Source organism: Bradyrhizobium sp. SSBR45G (assembly GCF_030159255.1).
In the GTDB taxonomy this organism is placed as follows: Bacteria; Pseudomonadota; Alphaproteobacteria; order Rhizobiales; family Xanthobacteraceae; genus Bradyrhizobium.
The window spans coordinates 118,693-138,317 of the sequence record NZ_BSCT01000004.1; the positions used below are offsets into that span (position 1 = coordinate 118,693).

Sequence of the window (19,625 nt, forward strand, 5' to 3'; positions counted from 1 at the left end):
GCCGTGCCCGCTCGGCCACGCATGCGGCATTTCGGAGCCTTGCACGAATGCGCGCGTTGCGACAGCTGCGGTTGACCGATAAAGAGCCCTGTCGGCGGCGCGAGTCGGCTTCGCCGGCCGACTGACGAGACGAATTGCGGTGGAGGTTCTGATGCGTGTCCTGGCCTGGAGCGCTCTCGCGCTCGCCCTGATGTTGGCCCCGGCTCACGCCCAGGCCTACGATCCGCGCTATCCCGTCTGCATGAAGGTCTATGAAGGCGGCCGGTTTGGTGGCGGTGGCGAGTGGATCGACTGCAGCTACACGTCGCTGCCGCAATGTCGTGCGACGGCATCGGGCCGGGCGGCGATGTGCGACCTCAATCCGTATTATGCGCCGCCGGCGCCTCCGCCGCGCCGCGCGCATCGGCGGCATCACTGAAACATTTCATGACGGAACGGCCGTTGCCGTGCCGCGCGATCACGCTCAAGATCCGGGACATCCTCGCAATCGGGCTGCCGCCATGCCGCATCGCTTCATCGTTTCGATCGTGACGCTCCTGCTGCTGGTGCCGACGATCGCCTTCGCCGCGCCGGCGCACAAGCGCAAGCAACCGCGCTGGCACGGCTACGGCTTCCTGCCGGGCTACAAGCAGCCGCCGAACAACAGCCTGCCGCTCTATGCCGACAAGGAGGCGATGCGCAACGGACCGCGCGGCAGCCGCCGCAACTGGTACATCGACGGCACGCCGAAATACATGCTCTACAACGGCGAGTGGCACTATTTCGGCCAGCCCGGCTTCTATCGCGGCCATTACAATGGCGGCAGCTTCGGTCCGTGCTGGACCCGGACGCCGGTCGGCATGGTCTGGACCTGCGGCTAGATTTCTGAGCGTGCAGCGGTTCGGCGAGGAGGGCGCGCCTGAAGGTGCGCTATCCTGTCGCAGGCGCGCGCCTTGAACGCCCCCCCTACACCTGTAGGCTCTTGTCGTATCTTGAGAATCCGGGAGCGGCCGGCGTCCGTCATGGACGCGTTCCATGGCCGCACGGACGGGCGGCAGGCGCCGGACGGCCAGCCTGCTTTCGGAAGGCAAGATTAAGAAACGAGAGCCGCTCGCGCGGCCGTGGAGGGGTCCTTTGAAGTCGTTTTGTGCGCGCCTGATCGGCGCATCCGTCGCCGTGACGTTCGTTGTGACGTTCCTCGCCGGTGCTCCGGCCTCTGCCCAGCAGCTCGAGCTCAAGGTGATGGCGCCGGCCGCCCCGGGCGGCGGCTGGGACCAGACCGCACGGGCGATGCAGCAGGCCTTCGTCGCGTCGGGCGTCGCGCGCAGCGTCCAGGTGACCAATGTCGCCGGCGCCGGCGGTACCGTCGGCATCGCGCAGTTCGTCAATGGCGCCAAGGGCGACGGCAACCAGCTGATGGTCAACGGCTTCGTCATGGTCGGCGCGCTCGCCATGAACAAGTCGCCGGTGACGCTGGAGCAGGTGACGCCGATCGCGCGGCTGACCGAGGAGATCCAGGTCATCGTCGTGCCGGCCGCCTCGCCGATCAAGACGGCGCAGGATCTCGCCGCGGCGCTGAAGGCCGACATCGCCAAGGTGACCTTCGCCGGCGGCTCGGCCGGCGGCGTCGATCACGTGATGGCGGCGCTGTTCGCGGGCACCGTCGGCGCCGATGCCAAGAAGGTCAACTACATCCCATTCTCGGGCGGCGGCGAGTCGCTGGCCGCGATCCTCGGCGGCAAGGTCACCGCGGGCATTTCCGGCCTGTCCGAGTATGACGGGCAGATCAAGTCCGGCAAGCTGCGCGCGATCGGCGTGTCCTCGGAGAACCGCATTCCGGGCGTCGACATCCCGACCTTCAAGGAGCAGGGCATCGACCTCGTGCTCGCCAACTGGCGCTCGGTGGTCGCAGCCCCCGGCATCACGCCGGAGCAGAAGAAGACGCTCAGCGAGGCCGTCGAGAAGATGGTGAAGTCGGATTCGTGGAAGGACATCCTCAAGCAGAAGGGCTGGGATGATGCCTATCTGCCGGGCGACGCCTTCGCGGAGTTTCTCAAGAAGGAGAACGTTCGCGTCACCGACGTGCTGAGGTCGGTCGGTCTCGTGAAGTCATGACGACGGACAGCGCTGGCCCTGAGACATCCGCCTCGCGAGGCGTCGACAAGGCCGCCATCGTCATCGCAGGCTTGCTCGCCGCCGTCGCCCTGGTGCTGGTCTACGACGCCAACCAGATCCCGGCGACGACGATGTACGGCATGGGCCCGCAGGTCATGCCGGTCGTGATCGCGATCGGTCTCGGCATCCTCGCACTGGCCAATCTGATCGATGCGGTCAGGGGCCACCTGCCGGCGCGCGAGAGCGCCGATCCGGTCGCGGTGCTCCTGATCCTCGCCGGCCTCGCGCTGCTGATCGCCATCATCGGCTTCGGCGGCGGCTTCATCCTGGCGACGACGGCACTGTTCGTGACCACGTCGGCCGCTTTCGGCCGCCGCGCCTTCGTCACCGATCTCATCATCGGCGCGGTGCTGACGACGGTGATCTATCTCGCCTTCGACCGCCTCCTGACCTTGAGCCTTCCCGCCGGCCCGCTCGAAAGACTGCTCTGATGGACACCTTTGCCGCGCTCGCGCATGGGATGGCGATCGCCGTCCAGCCCATGAATTTGCTCTATGCGCTGATCGGCGTGTTCCTCGGCACCGCCGTCGGCGTGCTGCCGGGCATTGGCCCGGCGCTCACCGTCGCGCTATTGCTGCCGGTCACCTACAAGCTCGATCCCGGCGGCTCGCTGATCATGTTCGCCGGCATCTATTACGGCGGCATGTATGGCGGATCGACCACCGCGATCCTGATCAACACGCCAGGCGAGAGCGCCTCGATGGCGACGGCGCTCGAAGGCAACAAGATGGCCAAGGCCGGTCGCGGCGGCCCGGCGCTGGCGACCGCGGCGATCGGCTCCTTCGTCGCCGGCACCATCGCCACCATCGGCCTCGCGTTCCTGTCGCCGTATCTCGTCGACATCGCCGTGCGCTTCGGACCGGAGGATTATTTCGCGCTGATGTGCGTCGCCTTCATCACGGTGTCCGCGACCTTCGGCGATTCACCCGTTCGCGGGCTGACCAGCCTGTTCATCGGGCTGACGCTCGGGCTGATCGGCATCGACAAGCTCACGGGACAGGCGCGGCTTGCCTTCGGTGTGCCCGAGCTGCTCGACGGCGTCGAGGTGACGACGCTCGCGGTCGGCCTGTTCGCGGTCGGCGAGGCGCTCTACGTCGCCTCGCGCCGGCATCACAGCGAGGAGAAGATCGAGGCCATCAAGGGCTCGCTGTGGATGACGCGCGAGGACTGGAAGCGGTCGTGGAAGCCGTGGCTGCGCGGCACCGCGTTCGGCTTCCCGATCGGCGCGCTGCCGGCGGGCGGCGCCGAGATTCCGACCTTCCTGTCCTATTCGACCGAGCGGCGGCTGACGAAGTATCCGGAGCAGTTCGGCAAGGGCGCGATCGAAGGCGTCGCCGGCCCGGAGGCTGCGAACAACGCGTCTGCGGCCGGAACGCTCGTGCCGCTGCTGACCCTGGGCCTGCCGACGTCCGCGACCGCTGCGATGATGCTCGCCGGCTTCCAGCAATACGGCCTCAACCCGGGACCGCTGCTGTTCGCCGAACGCCCGGACCTGGTCTGGGGCCTGATCGCGAGCCTGTTCATCGCCAACACCATGCTGCTGGTGCTGAATCTGCCGCTGGTCGGCCTGTGGGTGAAGCTGCTCGCCATCCCGACGCCGTGGCTGTACGCCGGCATCCTCGTGTTCGCGACGATGGGCACGATCGCGGCGAAGCCGTCGGTGGTCGAGCTATCGATGCTGGCCGGCTTCGGCGTGCTCGGCTTCCTGATGCGCCGCTTCGACTTTCCGATCGCGCCGGTCGTGGTCGGGCTGATCCTCGGTCCGATCGCCGAAAGCCAGCTGCGGCGTGCGCTCGCGATCAGCCTCGGCGATCCCATGACCTTGCTGCAATCGCCGATCTCGGCGACGCTGCTGGCCGTCGCGCTGATTGCGCTGGTCGCGCCATTCGCGCTGAAGGGGCTTGGCCGCTTCAAGGCGAACGAGGATTGATGGCGCAGCCGCAGGGATCCATCGTATCCTGCGACACACTGGGAAGCCGAGAATCGTCCGATGCGTTGGCGGGCTGCAATCGTCCTTGCTCTCGCGCTGCTGGCAGGCGGCCGTGCCGCCGGCGCAGCCGAGGAGCGGCCGTTCTGCGATGGTCTGCAGCGGGCGGTCGGTGTGCAGCTTCGCGTCGCCGACGCGGTGTTTCTGCGCAGCTACGAGCCCGACCCTGACGAAAGCCGCCTGCCGGCCGGGCTTTCGACGACCGCCTTCGTCTACGACAATGCGCTGGTCGCGATCGCGCTGGTGGCGTGCGGCCGGGTGGCCGACGCGAGGGCAATCGGCGAGGCGCTGGCGCGCGCGGCGTGGCGCGATCGCAGCTTCACAGACGGCCGCCTCCGCAACGCGTACCGCGCCGGACCTGTCTATGACGCGGTGCCGCTGCTGCCGGGCTGGTGGGACGATCGCGCCAAGCTCTGGGCCGAGGATGCGGCGCAGGACGGCAGCTCGACCGGCAACGTCGCCTGGGCCGCGCTCGCGCTGCTGACGCTGCATCAGGCGACCGGCGAGCGGACCTTTCTGTCCGCCGCGCGGCGTGCGATGGAGTGGGTGATGACGACGTCCTGCGGAGCGGATGGGTTCTGCGGCGGTGTCCACGGCTACGACCCGCAGCAGGTCCGGCTGACCTGGTCGTCGACCGAGCACAATGTCGACGTCTACGCCGTGTCGCGCTGGCTGTTTCGATTGACCGGGGAGCCGCGCTACGACGAGGCCGCGCAGCGGGCGCGACGCCTGCTCGATCGCAGCTTTCGCGGCGATCATTTCAGCCTCGGCACCAAGCCTGACGGCAGTCCTGCGGATGACGGCCTGCTGGCGCTCGATGTCCAGCTCTGGCCATGGATGGCGGTGACCGATGCGCCGCGCGCCTGGCGTGATGCGCTCGGCTTTGCCCAGACGTATCTCGCCGTCGCCGGCGGCTTCGACTTCAACGGTGATCGCGACGGCGTGTGGGTCGAGGGCACGGCGCAGGCGGCGCTGGCCTATCGGCTGGTCGGTGACGACGCGTCCTATCAGCGCCTGATGACGGGACTGCGCGCGGATCAGACGCCCTCCGGACTGCTCAACGCGACGCGCAGCCGGCGCGTGACGACCGGCCTGTCGATCGATCCGACCGGCACCAAGCCCGACTTCTTCTACTATCGGCGTCCTCATCTCGGCGCGACCGCCTGGGCCGCACTTGCAGAGACGGGATGGAATCCATTCACCGGCGCGATCGTGCCCTGAGGCGCGGTCCGGTGCGCCGATCCGTCGAGGCGGCCGAATCCGTTGAAGATGAACGGAGCCGCTGGCCCTCGAGTGAGGATTGCACATGGCGCGCAAGCGAAAACCTCGCTACCGCACCGCAACATAATGTGACCGCGCGCGCGGGCAAACATCGGCTCCGGCTTGAAACGATGGGCGCGCGATCCGGTTGCGGTTGAACCATCGAAACTGGAGCCTGGAACTCCGGATCAGCTGAGGAAGCGTCTTTCGGGGCGTGACAACCCAAACCGAAAGAGACCCGATGACCGATCGCTTCGATGACGGTTTCAAGCCCGCCGCCGTACCACCTCCTGCCGCTCAGCCAAGAGCGGTGCGTCCTCGCCATCCGGTGATCCTGCGCGCCTCCGCCATCGGCGTCGCCGGCATCCTGTCGGCGCTGATGCTGACCGCCGTGGTGCCGCCGATCGTGGCCGACCAGTCCGATCGCGCGGTCGTCGATGCGCCGGTGATGCTGCTGACGTCGCCGATCGCAGGCCAGGTCGAGGCGCTCGCGGCGCGGCCGGGCGGCGAGGTCCGCTCCGGCGATCGCCTCGCGGAGATCACCAATCCGCGGCTCGACCGAGCTACGCTGATCTCGCTGCAGGAGAAGGCCGGCGACGCGCGCCAGAGGCTCGACGCCACGCGCGCCAAGCGTGAGTCCGATGTCGCCTATGTGGCCTCGCTCGATCGGGAGATCGCGAGCCAGGCCGGCCAGTTGAAAGCGCAACTGCAGTCGCAGATCGAGGAGCTGCGCGCCCGCGTCGCGCAATCCAACGCGATGAGCAGCGAGAAGAGGGCCATCGTCGACCGCCAGAACCGCATGGTCGCGCGCGATGCCGCCAGCTCCGAGATGCTGAAGCCGACCGAGCAGCAATACGCGGCGGCGCTGCACGACACCGACGCGCAGACCGCCAAGCTGAACCAGAAGCTGGCGCAGCTGAAGGCGCTCGATGCCGGCATCTATGTCGGCGAGGATCTCGTTGCGCTCAACATGCTCGGCCAGAAGCGCCGTGACATCGACCTCGACGCACGGCGAATGGAGATCGAGGAGAAGCAGCAATCGGCGATGCTCGACGATCTCGAAGGCTTGCTCAAATCCGAGAGCGCCCGGCTGGCCCGGCTCGCGGCAGCCGACGTGCTCTCGCCAGGGTCCGGCAAGGTGCTCGCCGTCGGCGCCGAGACCGGACGCCAAGTCAGCGCCGGCGATACGATCGCCTCCGTGGTCGATTGCGACAAGCGTTTCGTCGTCGCGATCTTCTCCTATCGCCAGGGTGAATCGATGAAGCCCGGCACCAAGGTCCGGATCGAGGGCGGCGGTTATCACAGCGGCACGGTCAGCGCCGTGCTGCCGAAAACCAGCGACAAGGTCGACGAGCGTTTCGCCGTGCCGTTTCCGCAGACGGAGCGGCGCGAGCTGTATGTGATGATCGCGCCGGACGCGGCGTCCGAGACGCCTGCGGCGCAGCCGGCGTCAGCGGCGACGCCGGCCTGCACGGTGGGGCAGTGGGTGACGGTCACCCGCGACAACGGCATCGTGCCGTCGATGTCGGTGACATGGCGGCGGCTCGGCCATCTCGTGGCGTCGCTAACAAATTTCGATCCGGCCGAGCCTGACGCGGCCACTCGGAAAGAAGGCGTCGCCAAGCTCGACTCCGCCTTGCGCTCACAGCCGGCGGCTGCTCTGCCTGAGCTGGACGAGCATTGGTTGCCGGCGGCGCGCGCGGTGTCGGCGCAATGAGGCTCATATCTGCGGTGATCATGGCGATGGCGCTGTTTGGCGTTCCCCCGGCCGCGCGGGCCGACATGTCGTTCTGTCCTGGGCTGATGCAGGCCGTCGGGCCGAAGCTCGCCGGTCACGGCGCGGCGTTCATCCGCAGCTACGATCCTGGCGTCGACGAAGAGGAGCTGCCGCTCGGCCTCTCCACCACGGCGTTCACCTACGACAACGCGCTGGCCGCGATTGCGCTGGTCGCATGCGGTCACGTCAATGACGGGCGCGTGATCGGCAATGCGCTGGTGCATGCAGCCAGCAACGATCGCACCTTCTATGACGGCCGTCTGCGCAATGCGTATCGTGCCGGTCCGGTCGGTGCCGGCGCCGCGCTGCTGCCTGGCTGGTGGGATCACCAGAACAATCTCTGGGGCGAGGACCCTGCGCAGGACGGCACCGCGACCGGCAACGTGGCCTGGGCCGCGCTGGCGCTGCTGACCCTGCACCAGGCGACCGGGGAGGCGGCCTATCTGTCCGGCGCACAGCGGCTGATGGATTGGATCATCACCCATACGAGGAACGGGGCCGCCGGCTTCAGCGGCGGCTTGCATGGTTATGATTCGCAGCAGGTGCGCCTGACCTGGATGTCGACCGAGCACAATGCCGATGTCTACGCCGTGGCCTCCTGGCTCTACCGCGTCACCTCGGAGCCGCGCTATCAGGACGCCGCGCAGACAGCACGCCGGCTGCTCGATCGCACGTTCCGCGGCGACCACTTCCTGCTCGGCACCAAGCCGGATGGCAGCCTCGCCGATGACACTCTGCTCGCGCTCGACGTGCAGCTCTGGCCGTGGATGGCGGTTCCCGATGCACCAGACTGGCGCAAGGCGCTCGGCTTTGCGCAGACGCATCTCGCGGTCGACAACGGCTTCGACTTCAACGGCGACCGCGACGGCGTCTGGGTCGAGGGCACGGCGCAGGCGGTGCTGGCCTATCGCATGGTCGGCGATCCGGCTTCGAGCCTTCGGCTGCTGGCAGGCCTGCGCGGCGATCGCACTGAATCGGGACTGCTGAACGCGACGCGCAACGCCCGGCTGACCACGGGCCTGTCGATCGATCCGACAGGCGCGACCACCATCCAGGACTTCTTCTACTACAAACGGCCGCATCTGGGCGCCACGGCCTGGGCCGTCCTCGCCGAGACCGGCTGGAATCCGTTTACCGGCGCGAGGGTGCCCTGATGTTTCCATCTCCCAGCAATGATGCGTCGGTGCTCTCGACCGATCTCGGCGTGCTGCTCGGGCTGCTCGTCATGGCCCGGCTGCTCGATCCCACGCGGCTGCGGGATCGGGTCCTGTTCGGTGTCACGGCTGCCTCGTTCCTGCTGATCTACACGCTGTGGCGCTGGCACGACACGCTGCCGACCTTCGATCTCACCCTGCAGGCCCTGTGGCCGCGGCTGTTCATCACGCTCGAGATCATCGCGATCACATATACGCTGATGTCGATCCTGATCCTCACCCGCAGCATCGATCGCTCGGGGCAGGCCGATACCGCGCAGCGCGCGCTGGCGGAGCAGGGCGAGCAGCCGGCGGTCGACGTCTTCATCTGCACCTATGACGAGCCGATGGAGATCGTCGAGCGCTCGATCCTCGCCGCGCTGGCACTCGATTATGCCAACAAGACCGTCTGGGTGCTCGACGACACCCGCCGCGACTGGCTGCGCGCCTTCTGCGATGAGGTCGGCGCCCGCCATCTGACGCGGCCCGACAACAAGGGCGCCAAGGCTGGCAATCTCAACAACGCGCTGACGGTGACAGCGCAGCTGTCGAACGCGCCGGTCATCCTGGTGCTCGACGCCGATTTCGCGCCGCGCCGCGACTTCCTGCAGCGTACCGTCGGCCTGTTGCTGTCCGAGCCCGACATCGCCGTCGTGCAGACGCCGCAATTCTACTACAACCCCGATCCGATCCAGCACAATCTGCTGGCGTCGAGCCACTGGGTCGACGACCAGCGCTTCTTCTTCGACGTGTTCCAGCCGGCCAAGGACGCCTGGGGCTGCGCGTTCTGCGTCGGCACCTCCTTCGTCGTGCGCCGCGAGCGCTTGGAGGAGATCGGCGGCTTTCCGCATGCGGCGATTTCGGAGGATCTCAATCTCACCTACACGCTGCTCAAGCGCGGCCACCGCACGGTCTGGCTCAACGAGCCGCTGAGCTTCGGGCTGTCGGCCGAAGGCGTGCCGGAATACATCACCCAGCGTGCGCGCTGGTGCCTCGGCACGATCCAGGTCGCGCTGCTGCGCGATGGCCCCTTGCGCAGTCGCGGCTACAGTTTCACGCAGCGCTGGCATTTCCTGCACGGCGTGCTGAACTGGCTGTGCAAGCCGTTCATGGTGCTGCTCCTGATCGCGCCGCCGATCTACTGGTTCGCGGGGCTGCCGGCGTTCGAGGCTGATTATCTGTCGTTCCTGCGCTACGGCGTGCCGGCGCTGCTCGGCACCATCATCTACATGGGCTGGATCTCGCGGTCCAAGACCTTGCCGCTGTTCATGGAGGCGACCCATGCGGTGACCTGCTTTGCGGTGACCGCGACGTTGCTCAGTGCTGCTGTCAGGCCGTTCGGCCGCCCCTTCAAGGTGACCGACAAGGGCGGCGACCGCTCGCAGCCGCGCGTCCACGGCAGGCTCGCCGCGATCTTCGGTCTGATCGCCGCGAGCTCGGCGGCGGCCATCGTGTGGGCGTTCGTGTCGCCGAATGCCGCCAGCGAGATCTCGTCGATCGACTTTTTCAACCTGCTCTGGGCCGGCATCGCGATGCTGATCGCCTTCATCGCGTTCCTCGTCTGCTTCGAGCTGCCGCGGGCCGAGGATCTGTTTCCGAGCGAGGAGGCCGGTTGGCTGGCGAGCGACGGGGAGGTCGTGCCGTGCCGGCTCGAAGCGCTGTCGCTGTCGTCGGCGCGTGTGGCCGGCCTGCGCCCGGGCATGGCGCGGCAGGGGACCGCGATGCCCATTCATCTCGAGGGTCTGGGCTGGATCGACGCGTCCGTCGAAGTCATCTCAAGAAAGACCACGCATCTCCGCCTGCAGCCGAGCGAGTCCCAGCGGCGACAGCTGGTCGTCCGCCTGTTCAGTTCCTCCTGCGGTGTCATCACCGGCCGCGCACGCCTGCGCGGCGCCCTTGCAGGCCTGGCCCGCCGCGGCTTCGTCGGCCGCTGACGGGTGCACAATCTCCGTGCCGCGGAGGCCGGTGCAGATTTCTATTTACGAATATCGGAAAACATGCTCTATTGCGCGCATCCCGCCTCACTCGGAAGGGGCGTTGCGCGCGATCGTCACGACACGCGGGGCGGGGAGCAATGGCCGTGGTTTTGCCGCAGCGTATCCTCACGGATGCGCGGACGAACGGTGAGGCTGCGGACGTGAAGTCGCAGCGTGCTGACACCCCGACGCTGGTGTCACGTTCGCGACGGCGCTCGAGGCGCCGCGCGGATCATGGTGGCCAACAAGCCCGGCGCACCAGGCAGACTGCGTATAAGCGTGAAGACCGTCGCGCAGGGAATGCCGGTTGATCGGCTGAACCTGTGGTACCTGCCGCCTGCATTTTCTTCCGCAGGCGGGCCATGGGCGAGGCCATCGTCCGGCATTCCCTGCGCCCTCCGACTTTGCGAGGGTGAAACGTCGCAGCAGACCTCGGGCATGACCTGCCGCGGGAGGGCGAACGTGCGTCTCTTCGGATCGCCGGACGGGTGTCGCGACTGCCGCTGTGGAGCGTCTGGGCACTCGACCAGTTCAGATCGACGGTCGCGTGGCTGGATTGCGCGAGTGCCGCGCGCACGGACGGCAAAGCTCAGCGAAAGGGACCGGCTATCACAGCCGCTGATCTCGTGCGTCCTGCGTCGTCTCGCTCGCCGACTTCCTGGCAGCCTTCTCCACGCCCTTCTCGGCGCCCTTGCGGCTGGCGATCGCGTCGACCTTGCGGCCCGAGATTTCGCTGCCGGCATCGTCGGGCATCTGCCAGAAGAAGAACGACGACAGCGCGGAGGTGATGGCGACGACGATGAAGGCCGGCGCGAACGACGTCGCCGTGAGCTGGCTGGCGCCATGCGCCCACATCGTGGTCTCCACCGAGAAGGCACCGACCGCAACGCCGGCGGAGATGGCGAGCTGCTGATTGACGCTGGTGAGCGTCGTGGCCCGGCTCATCTGCGCGGTCTCGACCTCGGCATAGGCGACGGTGTTGATCGCGGTGAACTGCAGCGAGCGGAAGAAGCCGCCGACGAACAGGATGATGACGATCAGCAGCAGCGGCGTGGCCGGCGTGAACAGCGCGCAGGCGGCGAGGAAGACCGAGCTGACGACGGCGTTGACCGTCATCAGGTGGCGGAAGCCGAAGGCGCGGATCAGGCGCGCGGCCAGTGCCTTCATGCCCATCGCGCCGGCCGAGGAGCCGAAGGTGACGAGGCCGGACTGGAACGGCGACAGGCCGAAGCCGAGCTGCATCAGCAGCGGCAGCAGGAACGGCAGCGCGCCGATGCCGAGCCGGAACATGAAGCCGCCGACGATCGAGGCGCGCAGGGTCGGCAGCCGCAGCAGCGAGAAATCCAGCACCGGCGAATTGGTCCGCCGGGAGTGCCGGACATAGAGCGTCATCGAGATCGCGCCGATGGCAACGAGGCTCGCGACCACCGACCAGGGCAGCAGATTGAGGCCTGCAACGGAGAGGCCGAAGGCGAGGCCGGCGAGACCGATGCCGGCGAGCACCATGCCAGTGAGGTCGAACGGCTCGGGATTGTCGGCCTTGATCGGATCGATGAAGCGCAGCGCCATGATGATGCCGACGATGCCGATCGGGATGTTGATCAGGAAGATCCAGTGCCAGGAGAAATAGGTGGTGATGAAGCCGCCGACCGGCGGGCCGATCACCGGTCCGATCAGCGCGGGGATCGTGACCCAGGCCATCGCGCCGACCAGCGCGCTCTTGTCGACGGACCGCAGCAGAACGAGGCGCCCGACCGGCGTCATCATCGCCCCGCCCATGCCCTGCAGGATGCGCGCGAACACGAAGTTCTCGACCGAATTGGCCAGCGCGCAGCCGATCGAGCCGATCATGAACACGAAGACCGCGCTGGAGAACACCCGCCGCGCGCCAAAACGGTCCGCGGTCCAGCCGCTCGCCGGGATGAACACCGCGAGCGACAGCAGATAGGAGGTGATGGCGAGCTTGAGCGTCAGCGGGCTGGTGCCGATGTCCCTGGCGATCGCCGGCAGCGAGGTCGCGATGACAGTGGAGTCCATGTTCTCCATAAACAGGGCGGTGGCGACGATCAGCGGGATGATGCGTTGCTTGTTCATCGGCGAGGGATTCGGGAGAAAGGGGCAGGCGGGCGGGGCGGCTTTATCACCCTGCGACGAAGGAGGCCATTGCGCTGCTGGCATGGCCCCCTAAATCCAGCGCGACGCTGTCGCGTCCCGTTCTGGAGGTGTGCCGATGATCTATCTGCTCGCTGCCTTGGTGCCGCCGCTGGGCCTGCTGTTCAACGGCCAGCCCTTCGCGGCGATCTTCAACCTGCTGCTGTGTGTGGTGTGCCTGGTCCTCGGCCTGTTCTTCCACGTGCTGCTGCTGGTGCCCTCGGCGCACGCCCTGATCGCCGTGCACATGCGGCGCGAGGACCGGCGGCACCGCGAGGTGGTCGACGCCATCAGGCGCTACGGCCCGCCGCCGGGCGCCTGGCGCTGACGGCGCGGAACATCTGGTCCGGAATCGCGGCGTTCGGGATGTTTTATGACCCGTTTCGGGTCGGTCAGGGCGCCCCGGCGCCGTCATTCGCAATTGCGGGAGGACGGCGCATCGGCCCTTTGATTCGTCACAGCCCCATGCTATCGACCCGCGTCAACCCCCACTGATGGGCTCCGATTCGACGGCGAGGCATGGTCTCGACGACGGCGCCGCTCATCCGCATCAGCATCGCGGCCGCTCTGGCTGCAGACAAGGAGTTGACGATGGCGACCGTCCAGACACTTCGCGAAGCCTTCACCTTCGACGACGTGCTCTTGAAGCCGGGCCTCTCCGATGTGCTTCCCTCCGAGGTCGACATCCGCTCGCGCGTGACCCGCGAGATCCCGCTCAACATCCCGATCATGGCGTCCGCCATGGATACCGTCACCGAGGCGCGCATGGCGATCGCGATGGCGCAGGCCGGCGGTGTCGGGGTCATCCACCGCAATTTCGATCCCGACGGCCAGGCCGCCCAGGTGCGCCAGGTCAAGAAGTTCGAATCGGGCATGGTGGTCAACCCGCTGACCATCTCGCCGGAGGCGACGCTCGCCGACGCGCTGGCGCTGATGAAGGACTACGGCTTCTCCGGCATTCCGGTGGTGACTGGCGGCGCCAAGGGCATTCCCGGCAAGCTGGTCGGCATCCTCACCAACCGCGACGTGCGCTTCGCCACCGATCCGCGCCAGAAGATCTCCGAGCTGATGACGCATGAGAACCTCGTCACCGTGCGCGAGGGCGTCGGCCAGGACGAGGCCAAGAAGATCCTGCACAAGCACCGCATCGAGAAGCTGCTGGTCGTCGACGATCAGTATCGCTGCGTCGGCCTGATCACCGTCAAGGACATGGAGAAGGCGGTCGCCCATCCGCTCGCCTGCAAGGACGGCCAGGGCCGGCTGCGCGTGGCCGCGGCGACGACGGTCGGCGAGGGCGGTTTCGAGCGCACCGAGAAGCTGATCGAAGCCGGCGTCGACCTCATCGTGGTCGACACCGCGCACGGTCATTCCTCGCGCGTGCTCGAGGCGGTCAACCGCATCAAGCGGATCTCCAACGCCGTGCAGGTGATCGCCGGCAACATCGCCACCCGCGACGGCGCGCAGGCGCTGATCGATGCCGGCGCTGACGCCGTCAAGGTCGGCATCGGCCCGGGCTCGATCTGCACCACGCGCATCGTCGCCGGCGTCGGCGTGCCGCAGCTCACCGCGATCATGGATGCGGTCGAAGCCGCGAAGAAGGCCGACGTGCCCGTGATCGCCGACGGCGGCATCAAGTTCTCCGGCGACCTCGCCAAGGCGCTCGCCGCCGGCGCCGATGTCGCGATGGTCGGCTCGCTGCTCGCCGGCACCGACGAGACGCCGGGCGAAGTGTTCCTGTGGCAGGGCCGCTCCTACAAGGCCTATCGCGGCATGGGCTCGGTCGGCGCGATGGCGCGCGGCTCGGCCGACCGCTACTTCCAGCAGGACATCAAGGACACCTTGAAGCTCGTGCCTGAGGGCATCGAGGGCCAGGTGCCGTACAAGGGCCCGGTCGGCAACGTCATGCACCAGCTCGCCGGCGGCCTGCGCGCCGCCATGGGCTATGTCGGCGCCAAGGATCTGGCCGAGTTCCACAGCAAGGCCGAGTTCGTCCGCATCACCGGCGCGGGCCTGCGCGAGAGCCACGTCCACGACGTTACGATCACGCGCGAAAGCCCGAACTATCCGGGCGGGGCGTAAGCGCGACGGAGTTCGCGGCCGTCCTTCGAGACGCGCGCCCAAGTGGGCGCGCTCCTCAGGACGAGGACTTTTTCTGCGGAGACGCTCTCAACCCTCATGGTGAGGAGCGCCGCCCTTGCGGCGCGTCTCGAACCATGAGGCCCCAACGCTCTCGGTCATAACAAAGAAGAGGAAACACCATGTCCCAAGCCAAGCGCATCGTTCTCGCCGCCCGTCCGGTCGGCGAGCCCAAGCCGACGGACTTCCGCCTCGAAGACTACGCCGTGCCGACGCCCGGCGCGGGCGAGGTGCTGCTGCGCACGATCTGGCTGTCGCTCGATCCCTACATGCGCGGCCGCATGAGCGACGGGCCGTCCTATGCCCAGCCGGTGCCGGTCGGCGGCGTCATGGAGGCGGGCACCGTGTGCGAGGTGGTGGCCTCCAACAATTCCGGCTTCAAGCCCGGCGACATCGTGCTGGCGCGCGCCGGCTGGCAGACGCATGCGATCTCCGACGGCAAGAGCCTCGCCAAGGTCGATCCGAAGCTCGCGCCGATCTCAACTGCCGTCGGCGTACTCGGCATGCCCGGCATGACCGCCTATACCGGCCTGCTCGACATCGGCCAGCCCAAGGCAGGCGAGACCGTCGTGGTCGCCGCAGCGTCCGGCGCAGTCGGTTCGGCGGTGGGGCAGATCGCCCGGATCAAGGGCGCCCGCGCCATCGGCATCGCCGGCGGCAAGGACAAATGCGACTATGTGAAATCAGAGTTCGGCTTCGACGACTGCCTCGACCATCGCGATCCCGATCTCGCCGCCAAGCTCAAGGAAGCCTGTCCCAAGGGCATCGACGTCTATTTCGAGAATGTCGGCGGCCCGGTGTTCGAGGCGGTGTTCCCGCTGTTCAACGCCTTCGCCCGCATGCCCGTCTGCGGCCTGATCGCGCATTACAACGACACCCAGTCGGCGGCGCCGAAATGGGCCGGCGCCATGATGCGCAACGTGCTGACCAAGCGGCTCACCATCCGCGGCTTCATCGTCTCCGACTTCGCCAGCCGCCATGGCGACTTCCTCAAGGACATGTCGGCCTGGGTCCGCGACGGCAAGGTCAAGTACAAGGAGCACGTCACCGAGGGCCTGGAGAACGCGCCCTCGGCGTTCATGGGCCTGTTGAAGGGCGCCAATTTCGGCAAGCAGCTGGTGCGGGTCGGGCCGGACAAGGCCTGAGCCACACTTGATGTGAAAGTTCAGCGGAGCCGTAAAATCACGGGAACCACGAGGGCTTATCGGGAGTCCTGAGGGAACCGGTTCATCCACCGAGGCCCGGCATCACGCCGGGCCTTCGGCCTTCCCAGGGGGATTTTCGAATGTCGCTGACCATGGTGCTGCTGCCCGTCTTCGTCGAGGTCGGGCTCACTTTCGCGCTGCTGTTCTGGGCCAAGGCCCGGGCGCAAGCCACTGATGCCGCTGACGAGTTCGGCCTGCCGACCCTGTTCTACGCGCTGATCGCGCTGGCGCTGCCGCTGCGCCATGCCGACTTGGTCATCGTGCTCTTGTCCTGGGTGTTCGTGGTCACCCGGTTCGCCAATGCCGGCTTGGTTGCCCGGCCTGCGGACAGTCGCCAGCGCGGCCTCGCCTGGACCGCCTCGGCCCTGGTGCTGCTGGCGATGTGGCTGTATTTCGCCCTGAAGATGCTTCTCCTGATCTAGAATTGGACCATCCTGAATGACCCCCGCCGCCCGGCTGTCCGCCGCCATCGACATCATCGAAACCATCGAGGCCCAGAGGGCGCCGGCGGCCAAGGCCCTCAAGGACTGGGGCACCAGCCACCGCTTCGCCGGCTCCGGCGATCGCGCGGCCATCGCCGGCCTGGTCTGGGACGTGCTGCGCCGCCGCGCCTCTAGCGCCTATGTGATGGAGGAGGACACCGCGCGCGCCCGCGTGCTCGGCATGCTCAAGCTGGAGCGCGGCCTGGATGTGCCGACCATCGCGGCGATGTGCGACGGCAGCCGCTTCGCGCCGCCGCCGCTGAGCGCCCGGGAAGAGCACGCGCTGGCCTCGCGCACCACCGAGGGCGCGCCGCCGCCGGTCGCCGGCGACTATCCCGACTGGCTCGATCCGTATCTCGCCGCCGTGTTCGGCGACGACCGCGTCGCGGAAGCCATGGCGATGGCCAGCCGCGCGCCGCTCGACCTGCGCGTCAACACGCTGAAGGCCAAGCGCGAGAAGATGGAAGCCTCGCTCAAGCATCTCGGCGCGACGCCGACGCCATGGTCGCCGATTGGGCTCCGCATCGCGCTCGGAGCCGATGCGCGCAATCCCGGCGTTCATGCCGAGGAGGATTTCATCAAGGGCAACATCGAGGTTCAGGACGAGGGCTCGCAGCTCGCGGCCTTGTTCACCGCGGCCAAGCCCGGCGAGCAGGTCATCGACCTCTGCGCCGGCGCCGGCGGCAAGACGTTGGCGCTGGCGGCGATGATGGGCGGCAAGGGCCGGCTGATCGCCACCGATCACGACAAGCGCCAGCTCGCGCCCATCCACGAGCGGCTGTCGCGCGCCGGCGTTCACAATGCCGATGTCCGCAGCCCGAAGGGCGACGCCGACCCGCTCGCCGACATCAAGGCCTCCGCCGATCTGGTCGTCATCGACGCCCCCTGCACGGGCACCGGCACCTGGCGCCGCAACCCCGACGCCAAATGGCGCATGCGCCCCGGCGCGCTCGAGATCCGTCTCAAGGACCAGGCCGAAGTGCTTGATCGCGCGGCCTCCCTGGTCAAGCCCGGCGGCCGCATCGCCTACATCACCTGCTCGGTGCTCCAGCCGGAGAACGGTGACCAAGTGCGGGCGTTCGTGGCGCGCCATCCGGAATTCGCGGTTCAGCCCCCCGACCAGACCGCCACCGTCCTCTGGGACAAGGCCGAGGCGTTCGGAGAGGCCGCGCTGCGCCAGCCCGAAGGCTGGCTGATGACCCCCCGCCGCACCGGCACGGACGGCTTCTTCGTGTCGGTGCTGCGTAAGGCCTAGCTGCCGCGAACACCCATCGCCGTCGTCCCGGGCAAGCCCCGCGCGCGTAGCGCGTGGGGCGCCGACCCGGGACCCATACTCCGCAGCCGTTATGAGGCGCGAGCTGTGGCCACAGCGTGCCACAAACGTCCCCCTGTGGTTATGGGTCCCGGCTCGGCGCGGTCCGGTGCAATGCTTGCGCATTGCCCCAGCCCGCTTGGCCGGGACGACAGCGGTGACCCCACCCACGGTGTCATTCCGGGACGCGCCCCTTGGCGCGGGCCCGGAATCCATACTCCCGATCGTGGTTATGGATTCCGGGCTCGCGCTGCGCGCGCCCCGGAATGACGAGTAGGAGAGCGCCTTGGCCCCCTCCAAGGGTTGCGAGACTCGTGCTCTCGGCGTAATTCCTTGCCATGACAGCCCAGCCCAACACCCCGACCGCCGCCGCCGACACCTCCGTGGCCGCGCTCCACGACAAGATCCTGATCGTCGATTTCGGCAGCCAGGTCACGCAGCTGATCGCGCGCCGGGTGCGCGAGGACGGCGTGTATTGCGAGATCGTGCCGTTCCAGAAGGCGGAGGCCGCCTTCCGCGAGATGAACCCGAAGGCCGTGATCCTGTCCGGCGGCCCGGAATCGGTCCACGAGGCCGGCTCCCCGCGCGCCCCGCAGCTGATCTTCGACTCGGGCGTCCCCGTGATGGGCATCTGCTACGGCCAGATGACGATGGCCGCCCAGCTCGGCGGCACCGTCGAGGGCGGCCACCACCGCGAGTTCGGCCGCGCCGACGTCGAGGTGAAGACCAACAGCCGCCTGTTCGACGGCGTCTGGCAGCCGGGCGAGCAGCACCAGGTCTGGATGAGCCATGGCGACCGCATCACCCAGATGCCGCCGGGCTTCTCGGTCGCCGGCGTCTCGCCGAACGCGCCGTTCGCCGTGATCCAGGACGAGGCGCGCAAGTACTACGGCCTGATGTTCCACCCCGAAGTGGTGCACACGCCCGATGGCGCAAAACTGATCCGCAACTTCGTCCGCAACATCTCAGGCCTCGGCGGCGACTGGACCATGCACGCCTTCCGCGCCGAGGAGATCAAGAAGATCCGCGCCCAGGTAGGCCAAGGCAAGGTGATCTGCGGTCTCTCCGGCGGCGTCGATTCCGCCGTCGCCGCGGTGCTGATCCACGAGGCGATCGGCGACCAGCTCACCTGCGTGTTTGTCGACCACGGCCTGCTCAGGCTCAACGAGGCCGAGACCGTCGTCGACCTGTTCCGGCACCACTACAACATCCCGCTGGTGCATGTGGACGCCTCAAAGCTCTTCCTCGGCGAGCTCGCCGGTGTCACCGACCCGGAAGCGAAGCGCAAGACCATCGGACGCCTCTTCATCGACGTGTTCGAGGCCGAGGCCAAGAAGATCGGCGGCGCCGATTTCCTGGCGCAGGGCACGCTCTATCCCGACGTGATCGAGAGCGTCTCCTTCACCGGCGGCCCCTCGGTGACGATCAAGTCGCACCACAATGTCGGCGGCCTCCCGGCACGCATGAACATGAAGCTAGTCGAGCCGCTGCGCGAACTGTTCAAGGACGAGGTCCGCGTGCTCGGCCGCGAGCTCGGCCTGCCCGACGTCTTCGTCGGCCGCCACCCGTTCCCGGGCCCTGGGCTGGCCATCCGCTGCCCCGGCGAGATCACGGTCGACAAGCTCGACATCCTCCGCAAGGCCGACGCCATCTACATCGACGAGATCCGCAAAGCCGGCCTCTACGACACCATCTGGCAGGCTTTCGCGGTGCTGCTCCCCGTCAAGACCGTCGGCGTCATGGGCGACGGCCGCACCTACGACTACGTCGTCGGCCTGCGCGCTGTCACCTCCACCGACGGCATGACGGCGGATTTCTATCCTTTCGATATGAAGTTCCTCGGCAACACCGCCACGCGCATCATCAACGAGGTGAAGGGTGTGAACCGGGTGGTGTACGACGTGACGAGCAAGCCGCCGGGGACGATTGAGTGGGAATAATTCGCGGCTATCCGAAGCTCGCCGGATCTGTCCAAATCTACGCCCTAACCAT

At 67.7% G+C, this 19,625-nt stretch carries 16 protein-coding genes; 15 read left to right on the forward strand and 1 reads right to left on the reverse strand.

What is annotated here, in order from left to right:
- Positions 1–151: 151 nt before the first annotated feature.
- From QQL87_RS07080 to QQL87_RS07120, 9 genes are all read left to right on the forward strand, one after another.
- Positions 152–418 (forward strand): DUF3551 domain-containing protein, encoded by a 267-nt coding sequence (locus QQL87_RS07080; RefSeq protein WP_284417658.1) that lies wholly within the window; start codon positions 152–154, stop codon positions 416–418.
- Between the two features lie 82 nt (positions 419–500).
- Positions 501–860, forward strand: coding sequence for a hypothetical protein (locus QQL87_RS07085; protein WP_284417659.1), 360 nt, complete (start codon positions 501–503; stop codon positions 858–860).
- A gap of 253 nt (positions 861–1,113) precedes the next feature.
- Positions 1,114–2,094 carry a Bug family tripartite tricarboxylate transporter substrate binding protein gene (locus QQL87_RS07090; RefSeq protein ID WP_284417660.1) on the forward strand — a complete coding sequence of 327 codons (981 nt, stop codon included), beginning with the start codon at positions 1,114–1,116 and terminating at the stop codon, positions 2,092–2,094.
- Entirely contained in the window at positions 2,091–2,585 is a 495-nt protein-coding gene (locus tag QQL87_RS07095; RefSeq protein ID WP_284417662.1) for a tripartite tricarboxylate transporter TctB family protein, read from the forward strand. Before QQL87_RS07090 ends, QQL87_RS07095 begins: the two co-directional genes overlap by 4 nt.
- The gene (locus tag QQL87_RS07100; protein WP_284417663.1) at positions 2,585–4,084 is read left to right on the forward strand and encodes a tripartite tricarboxylate transporter permease; all 1,500 of its coding nucleotides are present in this window, start codon (positions 2,585–2,587) and stop codon (positions 4,082–4,084) included. Before QQL87_RS07095 ends, QQL87_RS07100 begins: the two co-directional genes overlap by 1 nt.
- A gap of 60 nt (positions 4,085–4,144) precedes the next feature.
- Positions 4,145–5,362 carry a hypothetical protein gene (locus QQL87_RS07105; protein ID WP_284417664.1) on the forward strand — a complete coding sequence of 406 codons (1,218 nt, stop codon included), beginning with the start codon at positions 4,145–4,147 and terminating at the stop codon, positions 5,360–5,362.
- Between the two features lie 280 nt (positions 5,363–5,642).
- On the forward strand, positions 5,643–7,118 hold the full coding sequence (locus QQL87_RS07110) for an HlyD family secretion protein (protein WP_284417665.1): 1,476 nt from the start codon (positions 5,643–5,645) through the stop codon (positions 7,116–7,118).
- Positions 7,115–8,332: a hypothetical protein gene (locus QQL87_RS07115; protein WP_284417667.1), complete on the forward strand. Its 1,218-nt coding sequence runs from the start codon at positions 7,115–7,117 to the stop codon at positions 8,330–8,332. The genes QQL87_RS07110 and QQL87_RS07115 overlap by 4 nt, the downstream gene beginning before the upstream one ends.
- On the forward strand, positions 8,332–10,305 hold the full coding sequence (locus QQL87_RS07120; protein WP_284417668.1) for a glycosyltransferase family 2 protein: 1,974 nt from the start codon (positions 8,332–8,334) through the stop codon (positions 10,303–10,305). Before QQL87_RS07115 ends, QQL87_RS07120 begins: the two co-directional genes overlap by 1 nt.
- A gap of 651 nt (positions 10,306–10,956) precedes the next feature.
- On the opposite strand, the gene QQL87_RS07125 is transcribed toward QQL87_RS07120, so the two are convergent.
- Complete coding sequence (locus QQL87_RS07125) at positions 10,957–12,441, reverse strand: DHA2 family efflux MFS transporter permease subunit (RefSeq protein ID WP_284417669.1); 1,485 nt, start codon at positions 12,439–12,441, stop codon at positions 10,957–10,959.
- A gap of 136 nt (positions 12,442–12,577) precedes the next feature.
- Here QQL87_RS07125 and QQL87_RS07130 point away from each other — a divergent pair, with 136 nt between their 5' ends.
- From QQL87_RS07130 to guaA, 6 genes are all read left to right on the forward strand, one after another.
- Positions 12,578–12,826 (forward strand): hypothetical protein, encoded by a 249-nt coding sequence (locus tag QQL87_RS07130; protein WP_284417670.1) that lies wholly within the window; start codon positions 12,578–12,580, stop codon positions 12,824–12,826.
- A gap of 263 nt (positions 12,827–13,089) precedes the next feature.
- On the forward strand, positions 13,090–14,577 hold the full coding sequence (gene guaB, locus QQL87_RS07135) for an IMP dehydrogenase (protein WP_284417878.1): 1,488 nt from the start codon (positions 13,090–13,092) through the stop codon (positions 14,575–14,577).
- A 179-nt stretch (positions 14,578–14,756) separates the two neighbouring features.
- Positions 14,757–15,779, forward strand: a complete 1,023-nt coding sequence (curA, locus tag QQL87_RS07140; protein ID WP_284417671.1) for an NADPH-dependent curcumin/dihydrocurcumin reductase — start codon at positions 14,757–14,759, stop codon at positions 15,777–15,779.
- Positions 15,780–15,919: 140 nt separating this feature from the next.
- Positions 15,920–16,261, forward strand: coding sequence for an MAPEG family protein (locus QQL87_RS07145; protein ID WP_284417672.1), 342 nt, complete (start codon positions 15,920–15,922; stop codon positions 16,259–16,261).
- Positions 16,262–16,277: 16 nt separating this feature from the next.
- Positions 16,278–17,576: an RsmB/NOP family class I SAM-dependent RNA methyltransferase gene (locus tag QQL87_RS07150; protein ID WP_284417673.1), complete on the forward strand. Its 1,299-nt coding sequence runs from the start codon at positions 16,278–16,280 to the stop codon at positions 17,574–17,576.
- Between the two features lie 395 nt (positions 17,577–17,971).
- Positions 17,972–19,573 (forward strand): glutamine-hydrolyzing GMP synthase, encoded by a 1,602-nt coding sequence (gene guaA / locus QQL87_RS07155; protein ID WP_284417675.1) that lies wholly within the window; start codon positions 17,972–17,974, stop codon positions 19,571–19,573.
- The last annotated feature ends 52 nt before the right edge of the window (positions 19,574–19,625 follow it).

Coding starts and splice junctions, on each gene's coding strand:
- QQL87_RS07080 (WP_284417658.1), top strand. CDS start 152: ATGCGTGTCCTGGCCTGGAGCGCTCTCGCGCTCGCCCTGATGTTGGCC.
- QQL87_RS07085 (WP_284417659.1), top strand. CDS start 501: ATGCCGCATCGCTTCATCGTTTCGATCGTGACGCTCCTGCTGCTGGTG.
- QQL87_RS07095 (WP_284417662.1), top strand. CDS start 2,091: ATGACGACGGACAGCGCTGGCCCTGAGACATCCGCCTCGCGAGGCGTC.
- QQL87_RS07100 (WP_284417663.1), top strand. CDS start 2,585: ATGGACACCTTTGCCGCGCTCGCGCATGGGATGGCGATCGCCGTCCAG.
- QQL87_RS07105 (WP_284417664.1), top strand. CDS start 4,145: ATGCGTTGGCGGGCTGCAATCGTCCTTGCTCTCGCGCTGCTGGCAGGC.
- QQL87_RS07110 (WP_284417665.1), top strand. CDS start 5,643: ATGACCGATCGCTTCGATGACGGTTTCAAGCCCGCCGCCGTACCACCT.
- QQL87_RS07115 (WP_284417667.1), top strand. CDS start 7,115: ATGAGGCTCATATCTGCGGTGATCATGGCGATGGCGCTGTTTGGCGTT.
- QQL87_RS07120 (WP_284417668.1), top strand. CDS start 8,332: ATGTTTCCATCTCCCAGCAATGATGCGTCGGTGCTCTCGACCGATCTC.
- QQL87_RS07125 (WP_284417669.1), bottom strand. CDS start 12,441: ATGAACAAGCAACGCATCATCCCGCTGATCGTCGCCACCGCCCTGTTT.
- QQL87_RS07130 (WP_284417670.1), top strand. CDS start 12,578: ATGATCTATCTGCTCGCTGCCTTGGTGCCGCCGCTGGGCCTGCTGTTC.
- guaB (WP_284417878.1), top strand. CDS start 13,090: ATGGCGACCGTCCAGACACTTCGCGAAGCCTTCACCTTCGACGACGTG.
- curA (WP_284417671.1), top strand. CDS start 14,757: ATGTCCCAAGCCAAGCGCATCGTTCTCGCCGCCCGTCCGGTCGGCGAG.
- QQL87_RS07145 (WP_284417672.1), top strand. CDS start 15,920: ATGTCGCTGACCATGGTGCTGCTGCCCGTCTTCGTCGAGGTCGGGCTC.
- QQL87_RS07150 (WP_284417673.1), top strand. CDS start 16,278: ATGACCCCCGCCGCCCGGCTGTCCGCCGCCATCGACATCATCGAAACC.
- guaA (WP_284417675.1), top strand. CDS start 17,972: ATGACAGCCCAGCCCAACACCCCGACCGCCGCCGCCGACACCTCCGTG.